Annotated in this window: 16 protein-coding genes; 1 reads left to right on the top strand and 15 read right to left on the bottom strand. The window is 66.8% G+C overall.

The window, feature by feature from the left end:
- Positions 1 to 12: 12 nt before the first annotated feature.
- The 5 genes from AC1DXX_RS03695 to AC1DXX_RS03675 form a co-directional block, all read right to left on the bottom strand.
- Positions 13 to 1,821, bottom strand: a complete 1,809-nt coding sequence (locus AC1DXX_RS03695; protein ID WP_478132807.1) for an amino acid ABC transporter permease/ATP-binding protein — start codon at positions 1,819 to 1,821, stop codon at positions 13 to 15.
- A complete protein-coding gene (locus AC1DXX_RS03690) occupies positions 1,818 to 2,354 on the bottom strand; it encodes a GNAT family N-acetyltransferase (protein WP_478132806.1) in 537 nt (178 codons plus the stop codon). Before AC1DXX_RS03690 ends, AC1DXX_RS03695 begins: the two co-directional genes overlap by 4 nt.
- Positions 2,354 to 3,700, bottom strand: a complete 1,347-nt coding sequence (locus AC1DXX_RS03685) for an LLM class flavin-dependent oxidoreductase (RefSeq protein WP_478132805.1) — start codon at positions 3,698 to 3,700, stop codon at positions 2,354 to 2,356. Before AC1DXX_RS03685 ends, AC1DXX_RS03690 begins: the two co-directional genes overlap by 1 nt.
- Positions 3,701 to 3,736: 36 nt before the next feature.
- A complete protein-coding gene (locus tag AC1DXX_RS03680; RefSeq protein ID WP_478132804.1) occupies positions 3,737 to 4,741 on the bottom strand; it encodes an LLM class flavin-dependent oxidoreductase in 1,005 nt (334 codons plus the stop codon).
- 149 nt (positions 4,742 to 4,890) lie between these two features.
- Positions 4,891 to 5,088: a hypothetical protein gene (locus AC1DXX_RS03675; protein WP_478132803.1), complete on the bottom strand. Its 198-nt coding sequence runs from the start codon at positions 5,086 to 5,088 to the stop codon at positions 4,891 to 4,893.
- Between the two features lie 149 nt (positions 5,089 to 5,237).
- On the opposite strand from AC1DXX_RS03675, the gene AC1DXX_RS03670 reads away from it, so the two are divergent.
- Positions 5,238 to 5,444 carry a dodecin gene (locus AC1DXX_RS03670; protein WP_478132802.1) on the top strand — a complete coding sequence of 69 codons (207 nt, stop codon included), beginning with the start codon at positions 5,238 to 5,240 and terminating at the stop codon, positions 5,442 to 5,444.
- A gap of 29 nt (positions 5,445 to 5,473) precedes the next feature.
- Here the strand turns inward: AC1DXX_RS03670 and AC1DXX_RS03665 are convergent, their stop codons facing one another.
- The 10 genes from AC1DXX_RS03665 to AC1DXX_RS03620 form a co-directional block, all read right to left on the bottom strand.
- Positions 5,474 to 5,743 carry a hypothetical protein gene (locus tag AC1DXX_RS03665; RefSeq protein WP_478132801.1) on the bottom strand — a complete coding sequence of 90 codons (270 nt, stop codon included), beginning with the start codon at positions 5,741 to 5,743 and terminating at the stop codon, positions 5,474 to 5,476.
- Between the two features lie 77 nt (positions 5,744 to 5,820).
- Complete coding sequence (locus AC1DXX_RS03660) at positions 5,821 to 6,249, bottom strand: hypothetical protein (RefSeq protein ID WP_478132800.1); 429 nt, start codon at positions 6,247 to 6,249, stop codon at positions 5,821 to 5,823.
- An 11-nt stretch (positions 6,250 to 6,260) separates the two neighbouring features.
- On the bottom strand, positions 6,261 to 6,836 hold the full coding sequence (locus AC1DXX_RS03655) for a tail fiber protein (RefSeq protein WP_478132799.1): 576 nt from the start codon (positions 6,834 to 6,836) through the stop codon (positions 6,261 to 6,263).
- A 69-nt stretch (positions 6,837 to 6,905) separates the two neighbouring features.
- Positions 6,906 to 7,562 (bottom strand): hypothetical protein, encoded by a 657-nt coding sequence (locus AC1DXX_RS03650; protein ID WP_478132798.1) that lies wholly within the window; start codon positions 7,560 to 7,562, stop codon positions 6,906 to 6,908.
- A gap of 137 nt (positions 7,563 to 7,699) precedes the next feature.
- Positions 7,700 to 8,635 carry an FHA domain-containing protein gene (locus AC1DXX_RS03645; RefSeq protein ID WP_478132797.1) on the bottom strand — a complete coding sequence of 312 codons (936 nt, stop codon included), beginning with the start codon at positions 8,633 to 8,635 and terminating at the stop codon, positions 7,700 to 7,702.
- A 23-nt stretch (positions 8,636 to 8,658) separates the two neighbouring features.
- A complete protein-coding gene (locus tag AC1DXX_RS03640) occupies positions 8,659 to 10,827 on the bottom strand; it encodes a TOMM precursor leader peptide-binding protein (RefSeq protein ID WP_478132796.1) in 2,169 nt (722 codons plus the stop codon).
- On the bottom strand, positions 10,817 to 11,677 hold the full coding sequence (locus AC1DXX_RS03635) for a class I SAM-dependent methyltransferase (RefSeq protein WP_478132795.1): 861 nt from the start codon (positions 11,675 to 11,677) through the stop codon (positions 10,817 to 10,819). Before AC1DXX_RS03635 ends, AC1DXX_RS03640 begins: the two co-directional genes overlap by 11 nt.
- Positions 11,655 to 12,446: a BMA_0021/BMA_0022 family TOMM bacteriocin gene (locus tag AC1DXX_RS03630; RefSeq protein ID WP_478132794.1), complete on the bottom strand. Its 792-nt coding sequence runs from the start codon at positions 12,444 to 12,446 to the stop codon at positions 11,655 to 11,657. Before AC1DXX_RS03630 ends, AC1DXX_RS03635 begins: the two co-directional genes overlap by 23 nt.
- The gene (locus AC1DXX_RS03625) at positions 12,443 to 16,507 is read right to left on the bottom strand and encodes a TOMM system kinase/cyclase fusion protein (RefSeq protein WP_478132793.1); all 4,065 of its coding nucleotides are present in this window, start codon (positions 16,505 to 16,507) and stop codon (positions 12,443 to 12,445) included. Before AC1DXX_RS03625 ends, AC1DXX_RS03630 begins: the two co-directional genes overlap by 4 nt.
- Positions 16,508 to 16,789: 282 nt before the next feature.
- Positions 16,790 to 18,280, bottom strand: coding sequence for an MFS transporter (locus AC1DXX_RS03620; RefSeq protein WP_478132792.1), 1,491 nt, complete (start codon positions 18,278 to 18,280; stop codon positions 16,790 to 16,792).
- Between the last annotated feature and the right edge of the window lie 61 nt (positions 18,281 to 18,341).

Genomic DNA, 18,341 nt, shown 5'->3' with positions numbered 1-18,341 from the left:
TCAGTAGAGAAATCAAAGAACCTTGGCCAGGAACCCGGCCGTGCGCGGGTGCGCCGGCGCGTTGAACACCTTGTCGGGCGTGCCGGTCTCGAGAATGCGGCCCTGCTCCATGAAGACGATCGTGTCGGCCACCTCGCGGGCAAAGCCGATCTCGTGCGTCACGATGACCAGCGTGGTGCCCGAACGCGCGAGCTCCTTGATGACCGCCAGCACCTCGCCCACCAGCTCGGGGTCGAGCGCCGAAGTGGGCTCGTCGAACAGCAGCACCTTGGGCTTGAGCGCGAGCGCACGCGCGATGGCCACGCGCTGCTGCTGGCCGCCCGACAGCTGGCGCGGATAGGCATGCGTCTTGTCGGCCAGGCCTACGCGCACCAGCAGCTCGGAAGCCAGCGCCTCGGCCTCGGCGCGCTGCAGGCCGCGCACGGACACCGGCGCCTCGACGATGTTCTCCAGCACCGTGAGGTGCGGGAACAGGTTGAAGTTCTGGAACACCATGCCGACGTCGACGCGGCGCTTGAGAATTTCTCTCTCGTGCAGCTCGTACAGCGTGTCGTCGTCGCGGCGGTAGCCGATGAGTTCGCCGTCGATCGCGATGAAACCGTCGTCCACCCGCTCCAGGTGGTTGATGGCGCGCAGCAGCGTCGACTTGCCCGAGCCCGACTGCCCGAGGATCACCGTCACGCTGCCCGGCGGCACCGTGAGCGTCACGTCGTCGAGCACCTTGAGCGCGCCGAAGCTCTTCGAAACCCCGTGGATCGTGACCTCGCCGCCCTGCGTGAGCGGGTCGGTCCAGCGCGGCACCTCGGCGGGTGCGGCGGGCGGCGCACTCGCCACCGGCTCGACGGTCTTCGTCCGCCACAGCCCACGCGCCACGCCGGCCAGCCGCGAGCGCGGCGGATTGCGCAGCGCACCGCGCGAGAAATGCCGCTCGATGTAGTGCTGCGCGACCGACAGCACCGTGAGGATCACCAGGTACCACACCGTTGCCACCATCAGGAGCGGAATCACCTCCAGGTTGCGCCGGTAGATGATCTGGATCGTGTAGAACAGCTCGGGCAGCGCGAGGATGTAGAGGTTCGACGTGCCCTTGGCCAGGCCGATGATGTCGTTGAAAGCCGTGGGCAGGATGGTGCGCATCGCCTGCGGCAGCACGATGCGAAAAGCCTGGCGCTTGCGCGAAAGGCCCAGCGCCGCAGCCGCTTCGAGCTGCCCCTGCTCCACCGACAGGATGCCGCCGCGCACGATCTCCGAGGCGAAGGCCGCCTGGTTCAGCGTGAGGCCGAGCAGCGCCGCGATGAACGGGCTGATCAGCTGCGTGGTCGGGTACGAGAAGAAGGTGATGTCGGTGCCCGGAATGCCCAGCGCCACCGTCTCGTACAGGTAGCCGAGGTTGTTGATGATCAGCAGCAGCACGATGATCGGCACCGAGCGGAAGAGCCAGGTGAAAACCCACGACAGGCGCGCCAGCAGCGGCGAGCGCGAGACGCGTGCCAGCGCCAGCCCGGTGCCGAGTACGAAGCCGAACACCGCGCCCAGTGCCGTCAGCAGCAGCGTGCGGCCGAGCCCGGCGAGCACCGGCTCCGCGAAGAACCACTGCGCGAAAACGTTCCATCCCCATCGTGGATTGGTCAGCACCGAGTGCAGCACGATGCCGATGAGCAGCACGGCGAACACCGTGCCCACCGTGCGCGCCGGGTACTTCGCGGGCACCACGCGAAAGTGCGAATAGTCGCCCTTCGCAGGCGCGGCCCGGGTGGCAGGACGAACCGGCCCCGGATTTCGCGGCTCGGGGCCGACGTCGAGGATGGTGGTCGTGTTCATTGCTGCACCGCCTCGCTCGGTGTCGTGGCGGGCTGGCCACGGTGGCGCGGCACCGCCAGGTGCTTTTCGAACGGCAGCTTGCGCGGCGTCTCGGGGTCCGCCGCATCTTCGAAGAGCGCGGTGTAGCCGTGCCCGCGGTACAGGCCCACGGCCTCGGGTTGGCGGAAGCCGGTCGTGAGGTAGATGCGCTCGTAGCCCTGGCGCCGCACCTGCGCCTCCAGCTCCAACAGCACCTTGCTCGCGAGACCCTGACGGCGCAGGTCGGTGCGCGTCCACACGCGCTTGAGCTCGGCGGTGCGCTCGTCATGCCGCATGAAAGCGCCGCCGCCGATGGCGATGCCGTCCCGCAGCAGCAGCACGAAGTTGCCGTGCGGCGGTGCGAAGACTTCGGGCGGATAGCGGTCGATCTCGCGCGGCGCGCCGGGCTCGCGCAGCACGTCGCCGTAGCGGCTGTCGTACTCGAAGGCCAGGCCTTCGATCAGCGGTTGGGCGCGGGGGTCGAGCGGCGTGGTGTAGAAGAATCGTTCGCTCATCACGCGGCCTTTCGCGCGGCGTTGGCCTCGATGGCGCCGTCCGCCAGCGCATGGCGGCTCGCCTTGCGCGGCAGGCCGAGGTGATCGCGCAGCGTCTGCCCAGGCAACTCGCGTTGGTAGCGGCCGCGCGCCTCCAGCGCGGGGATCACGAATTCGACGAAGTCGTCCAGCCCTTGCCCCAGCACCGGGAAGCCGAGGATGAAACCGTCGGCCGCGCCCTCGTCCACCCAGCGAATGATTTCGTCGGCAATGCGCTCGCCGGTGCCCACGAACTGCGTGCGCGGCGTCGCGACTTCGAGCGCCACTTCGCGCAAGGTCTGGCCGCCGGCCTTGGCCTTGGCCTTGATGCGGTCGGTGGTCGAGCGGAAGCTGTTGCGGCCGATGTCGCCGAGCTCCGGAAAGGCTTCGTCCAGCGGGTACTGGCTGAAGTCGTGGTGATCGAAGAAGCGGCCGAGGTAGGCCAGCGCCTCTTCGATGGTGAGCAGTTCGCGGATGGCGCGGTACTTGGCCTCGGCCTCCTCCCCGGTGGCCGCGACGACGGGGCCGATGCCGGGGAAGATCTTCACGTCGTCGGCCTGCCGGCCCTGCGCCACCGCGCTGGCCTTCACCTGTTTCAGGAAGGCGCGTGTCTCCTCGATCGATGGCGAATGGGTGAATACCGCATCCGCATACTTGCCCGCGAGGCCCACGCCGGCATCCGACGAGCCGGCCTGGAAGATCACCGGCTGCCCTTGCGGCGAGCGCTGGATGTTCAGCGGCCCCGACACCTGGAAGAAACGGCCCTTGTGGTCCAGCGTGTGCAGCTTGTCGCGGTCGAAGAACTGGCCGGTCTCGCGGTTGCGGGTGAAGGCGTCGTCGTCCCAGCTGTCCCACAGGCCCTGTGTCACGGCCAGGTATTCGTCGGCGATCTCGTAGCGCAGCGCGTGCTCGGGATGATTGCGGCTGTAGTTCTTCGCGCTGCCTTCGAGCGGCGTGGTCACCACGTTCCATCCGGCGCGGCCGCCGCTGATCAGGTCGAGCGAGGCGAACTGGCGCGCCACGGTAAACGGGTCGCTGTACGAGCTGGAGACGGTGCCCGCAAGCCCGATCTTCGAAGTGACGGTCGCGAGCGCCGAGAGAATCGAGATCGGCTCGAAGCGGTTCAGGAAATGCGGGATCGACTTCTCGTTGATGTACAGCCCATCCGCCACGAAGGCGAAGGCGATGCCGTTGTCTTCCGCCTTCTTCGCGGTGCGCACGTAGAAGTCGAGGTTGACGCTGGCATCGGCCGGACCGCCCGGATGCTTCCAGGAATTCATGTGGCTGCCGGCACCCTGCAGCATGACGCCGAACTTGATGTTGTTCATGACGAAACGTTCTTCTTGACGGAGGAAAAGAGAAGCTCAGGCCAGCGCGGGTTCACGCGCCTGGGCCAGCAGCTCGACGGAGGTCGCTCGCTCGGCGAAGCCGGCGACGGGGATGTCGATGACGAACTCCTCGATGCCGTAGCGTTCGCTCAACGCATCGAGTTGGTCGTGCACTTCGCCGGCGGTGCCCGCAATCACATGCGGACGCCGTTCCTCGGTGCGGTAGTCGCTCACGCCCGCCTGCCGCGCGAACTCGGCGGCGGCCTCCAGGCTCTGCAGGTTCACGCTCTGTCCGCCGGGCAGATGCACGCGGAAGCTGCGCAGCGCGCCCACGAGCTCTGCGGCCTTCTCATGGGTCTCGGCCGCAAAGGCGAAGAGCGCGAGCAAGGGCGCGCGGCCGGTGGCCGAGCGGTAGGCCTCGATGGATTGGCCGATGTTCACGGGGTCGCCGTTGAAATGGCCTGCGTAGACGAACTCCCAGCCGAGGCGCGCCGCCAGCATCGCGCTCTCCGGGCTGCCGCCGAGCAGGATGCGCTGCGGCAGCTGAGGGGGATGTGGCGTGGCGACCGCGCCCGCCAGCGCATGGTCCGGCGCCACGCCGTCGTGCAGGAACGCATCGAGCTCGGCGAGGCGCACCGCGAAGTCTTCCTTCTTCTTCACCGGGTCATGCAGCCATTGCAGCGCCTTGCTCGTCAAAGGCAGGCCGCCGGGCGCCTTGCCGATGCCCAGGTCCACGCGGCCCGGCGCCAGCGAGGCCAGCACCCTGAAGGTCTCCGCGACCTTGAACGGGCTGTAGTGCTGAAGCATGACGCCGCCGGTGCCGACGCGGATGCGCGAGGTCTTTGCGAGCACATGCGAGGCCAGCACTTCGGGCGCCGAGCCGGCATAGCCGCGGTTGCCGTGATGCTCCGCGAGCCAGTAGCGGCGATAGCCCAGGCGCTCGGCGCTCTGTGCCAGCGCAATCGTGTGCTGGAACGCTTGTGCGGCGTCGGCGCCTTCGGGAATCAGGCTCTTGTCGAGCAGGGACAGCGAATAGGACACGGTGTTCGGCGAAAGACGCCTTTGAAAGAATTGCTGCGAATTCTCTTGGGCATTGCGCACACCGCTTGCGCTGATTTCCTATATCGATATCTGCATATCGTTCAGGCGCAGACCTCTGCCAGGATCTGCTGCACGGCGTCGCCGGCACCTCACCATGAGTGAGGCAGCAAGGCCAGCACTGCCGCCGCATGCAGCCGGCGCATGGCCCGGATCGGCATATGGCCGTGCGGCGCGCGCCGCGCCACCTCGTGCGGCGAAGGCGGCGCAATGCGCCAGGCCGTGGTGGTCAGCGCGAGGACATGGCGGGCCTGTGCCGCCGGGGAAACATGGAGGGTGCGCAGTGGCATTGGAAACTTCCGGATGAACGCTGCGGCAATTCTGCGGAAGCGCCCGGTGTTCTCAAAGACGGATTGCGAGTTTCCAGATGCAGAAAATTTCCCCCGCCGCTGCACGCACTGACTACGATGTGCCCACGCCAATCACAAGGAGCAGAGACATGTCGAATCACGTTTACAAGTCGCTCGAGCTGACCGGCTCGTCGCCCGTCAGCATCGAAGAAGCGGTCCAGACCGCGATCACCAAGGCGCACGAGACGGTTCGAAACATCCAGTGGTTCACCATCACCGAGACGCGCGGCCATGTGGCGGACGGCAAGGTCGCGCATTGGCAAGTGACGGTGAAGATCGGGTTCACGCTGGAGTAGCTGCCAGCCGCACGCCGCACGCCGCACGCCTAGTCTGCGATGACGTGGAGGCCGTGCTTCTGGCGGTGCGCGCGGGCGCACATCCTTGCCAGATCCAGCAGGAAGTCGACCACGGCCGGCTTGCCCGCGCAGCCCGGTACGGCCGCCATGATGTCCTTGCGCAGCGCGATCAGGTCGTGGCCTGAAACCACCATTTCGGCGGACGCGCCGTAGTAGTGCTTCCAGAACCTCTGCAGCGCCCCGTCTTTCAGTTCGTCGATGACGAGCGAATAGCCGTCCTCCCAGACGGATTCGTCCATCGGAAGGCTGGGGAGGTCCGGGGTTTCGGGCCGGCCTCCTTCCGGCACCTGGATGATTCGCCGCATTTCTTCAGCCGCTAGCGGCAGTTGCCCGGCGCACCGGTGAATTCGGGAAACTCGGTGACGACCGTGCCATTGGTTGCGCTTTCGATGATGACGCGTCCGCACTTTTCGCCCGCCGTGCCGACGACCTGGTTGAGGTTCGAGTCGTAGCGAACCCGGTTGTCGAGCTGTACGACGCGGGTCTTGTTCGGTGCATTCTGGACCATGCGGCAGAAGTTCTGTGCCGCGACCGCATTGGTGCAGTACGCTGGCAGCAGCTGGCTGGCGCCGGTCGATGCCGTGCAATGGCGCGCGAAGATGTGCTGGAAGCCGGTCGAAGTGACGACACATTGCGGATCGACGCCCACCTGGGCCTCCCCCACCTTCGATCCGACGCTCTGGCAACCGCTCAGGATGGCCATCGAGATGGCGCAAAGGATTGCAAGTTGGCTCGTGTTTTTCATGATCGTCTTCCTCAGCGAAATTTGATGATGTAGTTGATGGAGAGATTCTTCGGCCGCGTTTCCGAGGTCAGACGCGCGGGCGTGTTGGGCACGCTTGTTCCCAGGTCGCCCGAGGCCTGCCCGGCCGCATTGCCGCTTTGCGACACCCCCGCCAGCGTCACCGCCTTGTAGGTGTGGGTGTGCGTCTGCATGGCGTCACACTGGTAGGAGCCCACGCCGTTGACGGTCCCGCTGCCCGTCGGCGCCATGCGCAATGCGGCATCCGGGTCCATGCCCGAGCCCGCATCGTTGCCGCGCAGGAAGAGGCCGCGGTAGTCGGGAATGCAGAAGTCGTCGCTGATCCCCCCATACAGGTAGCCCAATGCAGCGAACAGCTCGGGGTACGCGCTGACCTTGAGCTTGCGCCCGTCGCACAGCATCCAGCCCTGCGCCTCGAGGTAGCTGATCGGGATGTCGTCGCGCTTGGGCGCCGTCACCGAGTTCTGGCTCGCGCATGCGGTGTTCTTCCAGATGTTGTTGGCGTCGCCCGAAACGGGGTTCACCTGTCCGGCAAAACCGCAGACGCTGCCTACGCATGCATCGAACATGGAGGGGCTCCTTTCAGTCCGGCCTGCCGCGCACGCAGCAGGCCGGTTTGGTGGGTGAAAGGCCGGGGATCAGCGGGAGATCAGGAGCAGGCGCTTCGCGTTGGCTTCCACCAGCGAGTCTGGCTTGACCCAGGTGTCGTTGGCGTTCAAGGTCGTGGTGAGCGCGTAGACGCCGGTGGGGTACGTCAGTTCGAGCGCGTTGTTGACCGAGTTGACGTCGATGACCTCGCCCTTCTGGTAGTTGCCGTATGCGATGAAGTACCGGGGATGTGGCGAGAAGGTCAGGTTCGCGTTGGGGCGTGCCTGCGTCGCGAAAACCGTGCTGCCCGACATCGTCACGCCGACGGAGGCCTGCGACTTGAGCGGAATTTCCGTGCTCTGGGCCAGGTAGAACCGATCTTTGTCCGGACCCTGGGCTTCATCGGTGAAGAGATAGCCCTTGTTGTAGTCCAGCGTGATCTTGTTCTTGCCGCCCTGGGGGATGTACTTTTCCGAGGCCGCGAACCGGATGCCGGGCTGCAGGTCGCCCGTTTCAGCCCAGGAGAAGCCGACGTCCACCGTCCACTCGAAGGTGAGCTCGGCCGTGGGGCTCGGGTTGGAGTACTTGGAAAACCAGGCCAGAGACATGGCGTTGGGCGCCCACGCGGTCGGGTCGTTCTGGAACACCATGAAGTAGTCCGAATGACTCGACCTGTTGTTGATGGTGACGGAGTAAATATTTCCCATGACGCTCTCCAGAAGAAGTAGTTGGTGGAACAGTCCGGACCGCTGTGGGACCGAACTGGAACCAACTCTAGGGAGCCATCGCACCGAACGGAATTACATGCGATTACACGAAGCGGCGTCTCCGCGCAATGAGGTGTTCAGCGCCGTGCGCCGCCCTGAATCAGGAACGGATAGCTGCCGAAACGCACGTCGCCGCGGCGCCGCTCGACCAGCGGCGGCTCGGCCGAGTGCGAGGGCAGCGCATTCAGTATCTGGTGCTTCGCGCGAAAGATCTGGATGTTCACGTACGAAGGCTCCACGCCGAGCATGCGCGACAGTTCGTCCAGCGCGATCCAGCCCTGGCTCTGCGGTGCGAGCCCTCTTTGCGCATCTTGCGAGCGCACCCTGGCCAGGGTCACGAGGGTGTAGTGATGGATACGCTCGCCAAGGGAAACAGACCTGCCGTCCGTCACCAGGCTCAGGCTCGTGTGTTCCTCGTTCTGGCTGACGTTGAAGTGAAGGGCAACCTCCACGGACGGAGGCGACACCGGCGCAATCGCGTTCTCGGCCGTGGACTCCAGGTCGTCGCACAGCACGAACTCCCAGGTGCTGCCGGAGGTGCGGACCATGGCGCCGTCGCTCAGGTGATCGACGCCGTCGATGTGCTCGAGCAGCCACTTTCCGTCATGGAAATACACGTTCACTTCCGGCTGCTGCGCATCGGGCAGGAGGTTCTCGCGCACGCTCAGTGCCACCGCCGATCCATGCCCCTCGCTCGGGAACAGACAGGTCACCGGCGGCGCCAGGTCGTCGGCGATCCAGACCGATTCCTCGCCCAGGCCCAGGCGGACTTCGGCGCCCGGTGGCACGGCGGTCCACCGGCCGTTCGGCAGGCGCTCGCCATTCAGGGTGGTTCCATTGCGGCTTTGATCGACGATCTCCCAGGCCAGCCGGTTCCACCGGACCAGCGCATGGATCTGCGAGATGTCCGGCGCCTGCAGCACCGTCTGGCAGGCCGACGGACGCCGGCCGAAGGCATGCATGGGGCGCAGCACGGTGCCGCGTTCGTCGAGCTTGTTCCGGAAGATGGCCATCGCTTGCTTTTCCTTCGTCGTGTTCAGACATAGAGCGCCTGGGGATTCAGGTCGCTTTCCTGCAAGGGGGTGCCGCGCCATCCCATGGCGACCGGCACGCGGTAGAGGCGCGGATTGCCCAGCTCGGGCCAGATGTGGCACAGGCCGGGCACGACCACCTTCACGGTGCGAAGCGGGATGTCCGGCCGCGTGCAGTCGAGAACCACCGTCTCCATGCCGAGGGATGCAGCGATGCGCACGCACCGGTCGATCTCTTTGGCAATGTCCGCACCGGCCGTCGTGGCGGGCGGTCGCATCGGTGCGGCATCGCCCTCTTCCGCCGGCATGAGAAAGCGTGGCACGCCATCTGGATCGCCCGAATGCGGAACGGAAAATTTCTTTCCGGCGGCGATCAGCTGGCTCATCTCGGTAAGCGCGCGCTCGCAAGCCAGCATCGCATTCGGACTGCAGCCGAAACCGATGGCCCAGTCGCCCGTCGCACGATGCCGGCCGATGGCGGCCACGACCGGAATGCCGAAGTCATGGGTGAGGTCCAGCGCCCAGTAGCGCCATTGCGCACCCAGGCTGCGCGCGATGCGTGCGAGGCTTTCGGCGGCGAGGCCACCGAGGTCGATGGCGGGCCTGGGGATTTCGCCGTACCACCAGATGGCTGCGGCGTCGCGCTCCACCAGCTCGAGAAAGCCTTGAAGGATGGCCTCCTCCAGCGTGTTCCCGGCGGCGCAGCCGTTCGACGTCCACACCGAGTGCCGCTGGCTCTCTGCCGGGGCGTTGGCATAGCAGAAGGCCAACGGGAGGTAGCAACGCGCCTGGAATGTCAGCGACCAGGCCGGCGCCCACCATGCCGGCTCGTGCGCCGGCAGCGCGGGGGCAGCCACCGCATGCGGCGGGCTGTGCGTTTCGAAATTCGCGCGCTGCCTTTCGCTGAAGACCGCGAGCGCCTGCGGCAGGATGCAGCGCGCGTCCAGCGCCGACGCCGGCGCGAAGACCGAGGCCTCGTCGCCCTGGTGAAAGGCGGCGTACCGCTCGACCGCTTCGCACATCGCGCTGGCGCGGGACTGCTCCATGGACATGCCCTTGCCAAGGCACACCTGGACCAGGGCGTGAGCGGAAAGATCGCCGTGGACGGCTGGCGTCCTGAAGATTTCGCTGCGGTAGACCGTCAGCGCGTCTTCCGCCTCGAGGCCCAACGGCACGACCCGCGCGATGACGCCGCACAGCGGATCGACGTGCGACGCCAGACGCTCGACCGTGGCCGACGCGGGCATCGTGCGCCAACCGCCATCGGGTCGGGCGCTCGAAACACAAGGCGCCGGCACCATCGGCCGACGCTGCAGATGTGCCATGAGTCCCGCATCTCCGCACTGCGGACACTGAGGCCGCGCCGCGACGGCATGCGGCTGCACGGGCTCGATCGTCCACAGCTGCTGGCCGGCCTGTGCAACGATCTCCCGCGCCAGCGAAAGCAGGCGCTCCAGCCGGTCGCCGACGAGCTTCGTGTCGGCCCTTACCGGCACGCCGACGGTTCGGCCACCGTGCCTGTCTTGCCACCAGGCCCGTGCAGGCTTGTTCCGGAGCAGGCGATGCGCCAGGCAATGCCAGCATGCCGTTGCGGCGGCTGCATGCGGCGTGAACAACGGCCCGGCCATGGCCTGCTCGCCCGTCGGCTTGACCGGCAGCCACGGGCGTCTTGCGGCCCGCTGCTGTGCATCGATCAGGCCGAGCCTGGGGTCGAGGTAGTCGTCGCAGAACACGATGGTGCCCGCTTCGTCCCCGCCCGCTGCCCGCGCCCAGCGCAGGGCCGCTTCATGGTCCAGCGCCTGCGACAGCACGATGGCGTCGATATGCGCAGCCAYATGGACGCGCGCAAACGGCGACGAGAAATCCGGAACGACATAGCGCGCCGTGTCATCCACCCGCGCCGGCCTTGCCAGGCCCTGCCGCACCAACGCCTCGAGCGCATGCAGCATCTCCGCCAGCAGTGCAGGCACGCCCTCGGTCCTGCAGTGCGATGCCAGGCTCACACGCTCGCGCAGCACGCGTTCGACGGCCAGCACGCCCGGCGAGCCGAGCAGCAACAGGTCGGTCTCGCTCAACAGCAGCAGGCCGTTCGGCTGCACCAGCGGCGGCAGGTATTTGTCGTGCCACCGGAAAGCCTCGGTGAAGAAATCCATCGGCGGCGGGCTACGCGTCATGCGGCGCACCCAGCGCGAAGCGGGCAACGGTGTAGGGCCAGCGGCCGGTCGCCGCCTGGAATTCGGTCTCGAAGAGCCGGTGCGGGTCGGAGAACTGCGAATAGAGATGGTGTTCGGAGACCACGCGAATCGATGGATGGATGTCCGCGATGCGGGCCGAGTCCTCGAAGCCCGACACCACCGGCAGATGCATGCCGCCCACCTGCACCGGCATGCTCGCAAGGATCGGGTGGACGTAGTCCAGCACGACAACGCATGCAGACCCATGCCGTTCGAATCGCTCGGCCAGATGAAGCAGCATGGCCTCCAAAGGCGCCTGCGGCAGATAGGGGCACACGCCCTCCAGCATCATGAGCACGGGCCGGTCGCCCGGCAGGCCGGCCGCATCCAGCCACGCGGGGTCGAGGATCGAGCACGCAAAGTTGCGCTCTCCTTCATTGGGCGTCACATGTTGCTCGCGCAGGCGAATCGCATCCGGCAGATCGACGTTGAGCCAGTCGACATCGCCGCTTCGCGCCACGCCCGGCCCCAGCCGCTTGCGGCGCGTGCACAGCCCAGCCCCCAGCGTGATGCCCATGCCGAGCGGATGCGCCGCGAAGAACTCGGCCGCCAGACGATCGATCAATGCAGCCCGCAAGACCACGCCCCGCACGAATGCCGCATCCCGCGCAAAGGCCGACAGATCGAACGGCAGCGCCGCGGCAATGCGGCGCGCCTCGGGATCGGAGAACGCCGAAGCCGCGATGACGCTGTCGGACCCGGCTCGGGCGGCCAGCGTCAACAGCAGCGTCGCGGTGGCGCCTTGCAGCGCGGTCGGCGCCGGGGACTCAGCAGGTGAAGGGATAGGCACTGCCCGTGTTGTTGTACGCGGTGAGCGCAATCGCGCGCATCCCCTCCTCCGCCGGTGCCTGCGGATAGTTCAGCTGGATCGTGTTCTTGATCGGCGAACCGTCCGGACTCTTCAGGTTCCACTCGCCGCGTGCGGCATCCCAGGCGAACTTCGGGTTGGTGGCGAACCGGATCTGGAAATTGAACGGATTGTTGTAGCCCAGCCATTGGCTCAGCACCGGAGCCTTGTCGGTCCCGGGATCGCGGGTCAGGTCGCCCAGGAACTCCGGCGATTGCCATGCGAGGGCAATGGCGCGCAGCACCACGCCGCCGAGCGCCAGCAGGGAATCCGGACCACCGCCCGGAATGCCGAGCCCGGTCGGCAGCGCACCTTGCGGCGGCCCGACGGGCTTGTCCGGCTTCTCGAAGGCGGCGGCGGCGCCCATGAAATTCGGGAACAGCTGGTAGTAGGCGGCCAGGGCCTCGGCCGCGTGAGACGACGGCGCCTGCGGCAGCACGATGACGAAGGCATCGTCGGGGCTGATCCAGCCTGCCGTCAGCACCGGCTTCCATTGGGCCCTCAGCGCCGGATCGCTGTTGAGGTACAGGCCGATGTTCAGCTGCGGCCACAGCGTCGGCAAGCCGAAGTCGCGGTGCAGCAGCGGCTGGATGTCTTCCTGGTCGAGCAGTTCGCGCCGGTACGCATCGTCTCGCCACGATCGCGCAAGGGCCCGGAGGTAGGCGAGACGGAATTCGAGCAAGGGCTCGGCACTTTGGCGCTGCTGGGTCATGATGGCTTCTTCCTTGGTTGAGAAAAATGCGCAGGCATCGGCTTGCGCGGGGACAACTCCGGCCGCATCGCGGCCAGATCCTTCAGGCGTCTGGAGACATCCCGGTCGGCCGGCGCCAGGGCCTGCAACGCGGTCAGCGCATCGAACTCGGTCCTGTGTTTGCCACCTTCTCGCGCGACCTTCGCGGCGCGGGAAAAAGACAGCATGGCGGCCGCGCGTTCGCCGCCCGCGCCCAGAAGGTAGCGGGCCTTCTTCAGGTGGAGTTCGGCGCTGTAGAGCCTCTCGTTGAGTTGCTCCACCAGGTGCAGGCAATCGTCGATCCGGTCGATCGCTTCGCCCCATCGCTGGCGGCCGGCCAGCGTTTCGGCGGCGAAGGCGCGGTAGTACGTCTGGCAATAACGGCACCCCATGTTCCACAGGGCCTGCACCGTGCCGTCGGCCTGCGCGATGTCTTGCGGGTCGCCCGTCGACCAGCAGCGGATGATGTCCGCATAGCCCTGGAAAGCCGGCAGGCCGTAGCGCGCCGTGATGTCGAGCAGCTCGGTCGTGCTCGCCAGCGCCGCCGCCTTGTCGCCGCGGGCCTGGTGGCCCAGGCTCTGGTACAGCAGGGCCATGCTCAATGAAGGAATGTGGGACATCTCCCTGGCCCACTGCACCGCTTGGGTGGCATCGGTGCTCGCCGCCTCGTCATGGCCCGCGAACCAGCGCACCAGGGAGCGCCCCGTGGTCGCCCACACGCGCGTGTCGAAACCGAAGTCCGCCGCATGGTGAGCGTGCGCCTCGGGGTCGTAGCGCTCGACGGCGTCGGTCAACGCCCGTTCCGCCATGGCGAACCGGCCGTCGGAATAGTGCGCGAGGCCCAGGTAGGTCTGGCCGGCGACCAGCACACCCTGATCCTGCTGCTGCCTGGCATGGCCCAGCAGCCTGTGGCTCAGTCGCCGGACCTCGTCGCGGTTGCTCGCGACATGGTGGAAGGTGATCATGGCCCACAGGTGCTGCACCTGTTTCTCCCCGGCCACGGTGTCGTCCAGCAGTTCCTGCGACAGGGCGATGCGGTCCACCACCTGGGCATGGGCCCAGCCGTGCTTGTTCATCATCGCCTGTGTGACGTAGCTGTTCACGTCCAGGAGGGCTTCGCGCTGCAGGGCGCCGGCCAGATGCCCGATCCAGCCGTCGATGTGCTGCGCATAGGCGATGGTTTCGTCGTTGAGCGAACGGTGCTGCGTGAGGCGAAGCTGCCGCACCGCATGCGCGACTGCCTGCGCGTGGTCTCCGGCATCCGCCCAATGCTGCGCGACGATGCCCGGCCCGCTGGCGACGCGTTGCGGGTCGCTGCGCAGCAGGGCCTGCGCCACCTTCTGGTGCTGCTGCCGGCGCTGCGCGACGAGCATGCATTCGTAGGCGGTGTCGCGGATCAGTGCATGCCGGAAGATGAAGGCGTCTGCACCTGCGCCGGACGGCTCGGCCGGCATGACGAGCCCTGCATCGCGCAGGGCATTCAGTTCCCCGTCCACCATCTCGCGGGTCTTGCCCGAGCAGGCGCACAGCAACTCCGCATCGAACTGCCGCCCGATGGTGGCCGCCAGTTGCAGAAGGCTCTTCGCGGGCCCGAGGCGATCGAAGCGGCTGACCAGGGAGTCGCGCAGCGTGACGGGGATGGCGGCCGGCTGCGCCGTGTCCTTGAAGACCCAGGCGCCGCCCTGTTCGACCAGGTAGGTATCGAGCAGCATGCGCGCCATCTCCTGCACGAAGAGCGGCACGCCGTCGGTGCGCGCGACGATGTTCCGGATCACCGCGGCGTCGATCTTCCTCGGTGCGAGCACCTGATGGGCCAGCTGGGTGGCCTGCGCGTCGTCGAGCCTTCGCACCTCGATGCATTCGGCCTTCAGGCCTTCCGGCTTGACCCATTCCGGCCGTGCCGTCAGCACCAGCAGGACATGCCGGTCCGCCAGCTGGGCGATCAACTGCTCGAGAAATTCGATGCTCGTGGGGTCGGCCCAATGCACGTCCTCGACCACCAGCAGAAACGGCTCCGAGGCAGCCATGTGCAACAGCCATCGCGCGGTCGATTGCAGCAACAGTGCCTTCTGCATCGCGGGGGATACCTGGCTTTCCTGGCAAGCGCCCAGGGGAAGCGACAGCCATGAACAGAAGATCGGGGTCACGGCATGACCGTCGCAACCGGCGTCCTGCAGGGCCTCCTGCAGCCCGTCGCGCTGGCTGTCCGGCGACGCACCCGGCACCGCTTCGAGCTGCTGGCGCAGCAGCGCCAGGAACGGCATCAGCGCGCTGTTCCGGTGTTCCGGCTGGCATTGGGCGTTGACGGACTTTCGGCCGCCTTCCTGCGCCACGTGCTCTCGCAGCACGTCGACGAGGCAGGACTTGCCGATGCCCGGCTCGCCGCGGACCCACACCGCGCGTCCATGTCCCTTGCCGGCCTGCGCCCATTCGGCCCGCAGCAACGCCAGCTCCCGATCGCGCCCGACGCACATGCGGCTCAACGCCCCCGGGGTGGAGGCGGGAGGCGATGAAGATTGCTTCCGCGCATCCAGCCGGTAGGTCTGGACACCGGCGGATTGTCCCGGCAGGCTCACGCTGCCGGCTTCTTCGAAATGCGCGTGGCGCGCCAACAGGCGATAGCTGCTTTCGCTGGCAAGCAGCGTCCCCATCTCGGCCAGGCCCTCGAGGCGCATCGCAACGCTCACGGCATGGCCGGAGGGAATCTCGCCGCCGGCCACCACGGCCATGCCGGTGTGCATGCCCATGCGGATGCCCAGGTGCGCGCCGTGGGCCTCCCTGATAGCCGCCGACCTGCTGCGGCCCAGGGCCGTCAACTCGAGCGCCGTCATGCCCGCCTGCCGCGCGTCGGTGTCGCTCGCATGCGGATAGCCGAACAGGACGATCATCCGATCGCCCAGCGTGCCCGCCAGCAGGCCGCCGCGCCGCGTGGCCGCTTCTGAAAAACGGCCGAGCTCTTCGCGCTGCAGCAACTCCAGGTTCTCGATGTCCGAGGGCAGCGCTGCACCCTCGCCCTCCTCGCTCTCGCCGGCGTCCGGCCAGACCACGACGCTGCAGCACAGCACCGTCAGTTGCCGCTTCTCGGAGAAAGCTCTCGCCGTGGCCACGGTGCGCGTCAGCGACTCTTCCTGCGGTCCCTGCGCGGATCTGAAGACACCCACGAGGTCGTCGAGCCTGAGCCGGCCGAGTTCGTCGAGCAACGCGGAGGCCGAGCCGCAACGCTCGGCAACCTTCTTCTTCAACACACGCCGCAGCAGGGCCGCCACCGGGTGCGCGGCAATCTCCGCCGGCAGCGGCACTTCCTGCGGGCTCAGTTGCTGGTGGACGATCTCGGCGGCCGAATCGCCATGGATCGCAGGCGCGCCCGTCAGGCATTCGAGGAACATCAATCCCCAGGCATAGAGATCGGACCTGACGCTCGGCGGCTCACCGCGAAGCTGCTCCGGTGCGCTGTATCCCGGTGTTCCGAGGCACTCCTCGTCCATCGTGAGCGTCGGAAACTGAACCTCTCTTTGCAGCGGGATCACGGTGCTGATGCCGAAGTCCAGCACCTTCGCATGCGGCATGGCGCCGGTGAAGGTCACCATCACGTTGTCGGGCTTCAGGTCGCGGTGAACGATGCCGGCCCGATGCGCGCAGTCCAGCGCATCGAGGACTTCCGCCATGAGATGGCCGGTCTCCGCCGCGGTCAGCGAGCCTCTGCGCCGGATCAGGCTCTTGAGCGTTTCTCCGGGCACGTACTCGAAGACACCGTAAACGCAAGCGCCCTGCTCGCCCTTGTCGAGCAACTGCACGATGTGCGGATGATGCAGCGCGGCGCAGAGCCTGGTCTCGCGATGAAAGCGGGCCACGYGCTGCCGGCCCTCCTGAAGCTTCACGACCTTGACCGCGACCGTGTTCCCCGTGTGATGCTGCGTGGCGCGATAGACAGTGCCGTAGCCGCCTACGCCCAACGCTTCCAGCAGGTCGTAGCCGGGAATGCGCAACGGATTCGGTGCAACCTGCTGGGTTGCGTCAATGCTCGCAATGACGGCGTCCTGCATTTCAGCCCCCCATCTGGTTGATTGGCCAACGAACGCGATCCGAAGTGCGTTTGCGACAACGATTCGCCATGCAGTCAAATCGATCGAAACACGATTTGTTACTGTAGCTGAAGGGGTGATTTATTCCGTCAAGAAATCTTCAAAAGAAAGCACGGCGCAAGGGCAATGGAAGCCTTTTTAGCGCGTGCTTCTTCGCCTGTAGGTTGAAAGAACTCGTGCTTTTGGCGACGAAATTCAGGCGAAGTCGGTGGACGTTTTTTTCCGGAGGCGCGAGGTTGCGCACTATTCTTGCGCGACCTTGTTGTCGTCCTTGAGGGCCCGGCTCTCCAGCCCTTCCTTCGGCAGCAGCAACGCGAGCGCCACCACGCCCAGGCTCACGACCAGCATCATCAGGAAGGTCAGGTGCAGCGAGTTGCCCAGCGCCAGGCGGATGCCCGCATCCCCGGTGACGGAGCCATGCACGCCCTGCAGCAGCAGGCGCAGCTGGTCGTCGGTGAACATCAGGCTGCCGTCCCCGCGCGTCAGCCCGAAGTTGAAGACCGCGCCGAAGAAGGCCGCGCCCAGCGCGCTGCCGAGATTGCGCGAGAACACGTTCGAGGCCGTGGCGATGCCGCGCTGCGCGAGGTCCACGCCCTCCTGGATCAGGATCAAGGAGCTCAGGCTCATCACACCCATGCCGAGGCCGATGACGAACGATCCGATGGCGGGCAGCACCGGCGAACTGCCGGATCCCAGCCATGCGAAGGTCGATGCGCCCACCGGGATCAGCGCCGCACCGACCACCACCATGCGCCACAGGCCGATGCGGTGGAAGGTGCGCGAGGTCAGCGTCGCCCCGATGGGCCAGCCCAGCATCACCATCGTGAGCGTGAGGCCGGCCGTGACCGACGAGCGCTCGAGCACCACCTGCACGTACATCGGCAGGAAGGTCGTGATGCCGATCAGCACCATGCCCGCGAGCATCGCCGCGCCGTTGACGGTGGCGATCATCCGAGCGCCCCAGAGACGCAGCGACACCATCGGGTCGGCCGCGCGGCGCTCCTGCGCGATGAACAGCACGAGCGTGACGACGAACAGCAGGCCCCAAGCGAGCGCGACGCCCGAATTGCCGACGCCGAACTCGGTCAGCGCAATCATCAGCGCCGCGATGCCGATGGTGAACAGCACCGCGCCCACCATGTCGATGGACGAGCGCCGCACCGTGGGCGCCTCGTGCAGGAAGAACCAGAAGCCCGCCGCCGCGGCGAGGCCGATGGGCACGTTGACCCAGAAGATCCAGGCCCAGGAGAGCTTCTGCACGATCAATGCGCCGATCATCGGCCCCACGACCGCCGACACCGCCCACACGCTCGCGAGATAGCCCTGCACCTTGCCGCGTTCGCGCACCGGATAAAGGTCGCCGACGATGGTGAGCGACACGGGCTGGATGGCGCCCGCCCCGATGCCCTGGATCAGCCGGAAGCAGATCATGGCCGGCATCGACCACGAGAAGCCCGCGAGCACCGAACCGATGACGAAGATGGCGATGCCCACGAACATGATGGGCTTGCGCCCGTACAGGTCGGAGAGCTTGCCGAACACCACGGTCATCGCCGTCTGCGCGAGCAGGAACGAAGCGAACACCCAGCTGTAGAGATGCAGGCCGCCGAGCTCGGAGGCGATCTGCGGCATCACGGTGGAGACGATGGTGGCTTCGATGGCCACCATCGCCATGGAGGCCATGATCGAAGCGATGACCAGGGGGCGGCTTGTTGTTCTTGTGCTGGAGGTCATGAGGGGTGGATGCTATCGGGAGCGTGAGCCCTTGTCCGGCGCTCAGGCTCTCGTGCCCGGC

Source organism: Variovorax sp. P4_B10 (genome assembly GCF_056402375.1).
This window is presented reverse-complemented; position numbering and strand designations above follow the sequence as displayed.

Coding starts and splice junctions, on each gene's coding strand:
- AC1DXX_RS03665 (WP_478132801.1), bottom strand. CDS start 5,743: ATGGACGAATCCGTCTGGGAGGACGGCTATTCGCTCGTCATCGACGAA.
- AC1DXX_RS03645 (WP_478132797.1), bottom strand. CDS start 8,635: ATGGCCATCTTCCGGAACAAGCTCGACGAACGCGGCACCGTGCTGCGC.
- AC1DXX_RS03630 (WP_478132794.1), bottom strand. CDS start 12,446: ATGACCCAGCAGCGCCAAAGTGCCGAGCCCTTGCTCGAATTCCGTCTC.
- AC1DXX_RS03690 (WP_478132806.1), bottom strand. CDS start 2,354: ATGAGCGAACGATTCTTCTACACCACGCCGCTCGACCCCCGCGCCCAA.
- AC1DXX_RS03695 (WP_478132807.1), bottom strand. CDS start 1,821: ATGAACACGACCACCATCCTCGACGTCGGCCCCGAGCCGCGAAATCCG.
- AC1DXX_RS03675 (WP_478132803.1), bottom strand. CDS start 5,088: ATGCCACTGCGCACCCTCCATGTTTCCCCGGCGGCACAGGCCCGCCAT.
- AC1DXX_RS03620 (WP_478132792.1), bottom strand. CDS start 18,280: ATGACCTCCAGCACAAGAACAACAAGCCGCCCCCTGGTCATCGCTTCG.
- AC1DXX_RS03650 (WP_478132798.1), bottom strand. CDS start 7,562: ATGGGAAATATTTACTCCGTCACCATCAACAACAGGTCGAGTCATTCG.
- AC1DXX_RS03685 (WP_478132805.1), bottom strand. CDS start 3,700: ATGAACAACATCAAGTTCGGCGTCATGCTGCAGGGTGCCGGCAGCCAC.
- AC1DXX_RS03655 (WP_478132799.1), bottom strand. CDS start 6,836: ATGTTCGATGCATGCGTAGGCAGCGTCTGCGGTTTTGCCGGACAGGTG.
- AC1DXX_RS03670 (WP_478132802.1), top strand. CDS start 5,238: ATGTCGAATCACGTTTACAAGTCGCTCGAGCTGACCGGCTCGTCGCCC.
- AC1DXX_RS03660 (WP_478132800.1), bottom strand. CDS start 6,249: ATGAAAAACACGAGCCAACTTGCAATCCTTTGCGCCATCTCGATGGCC.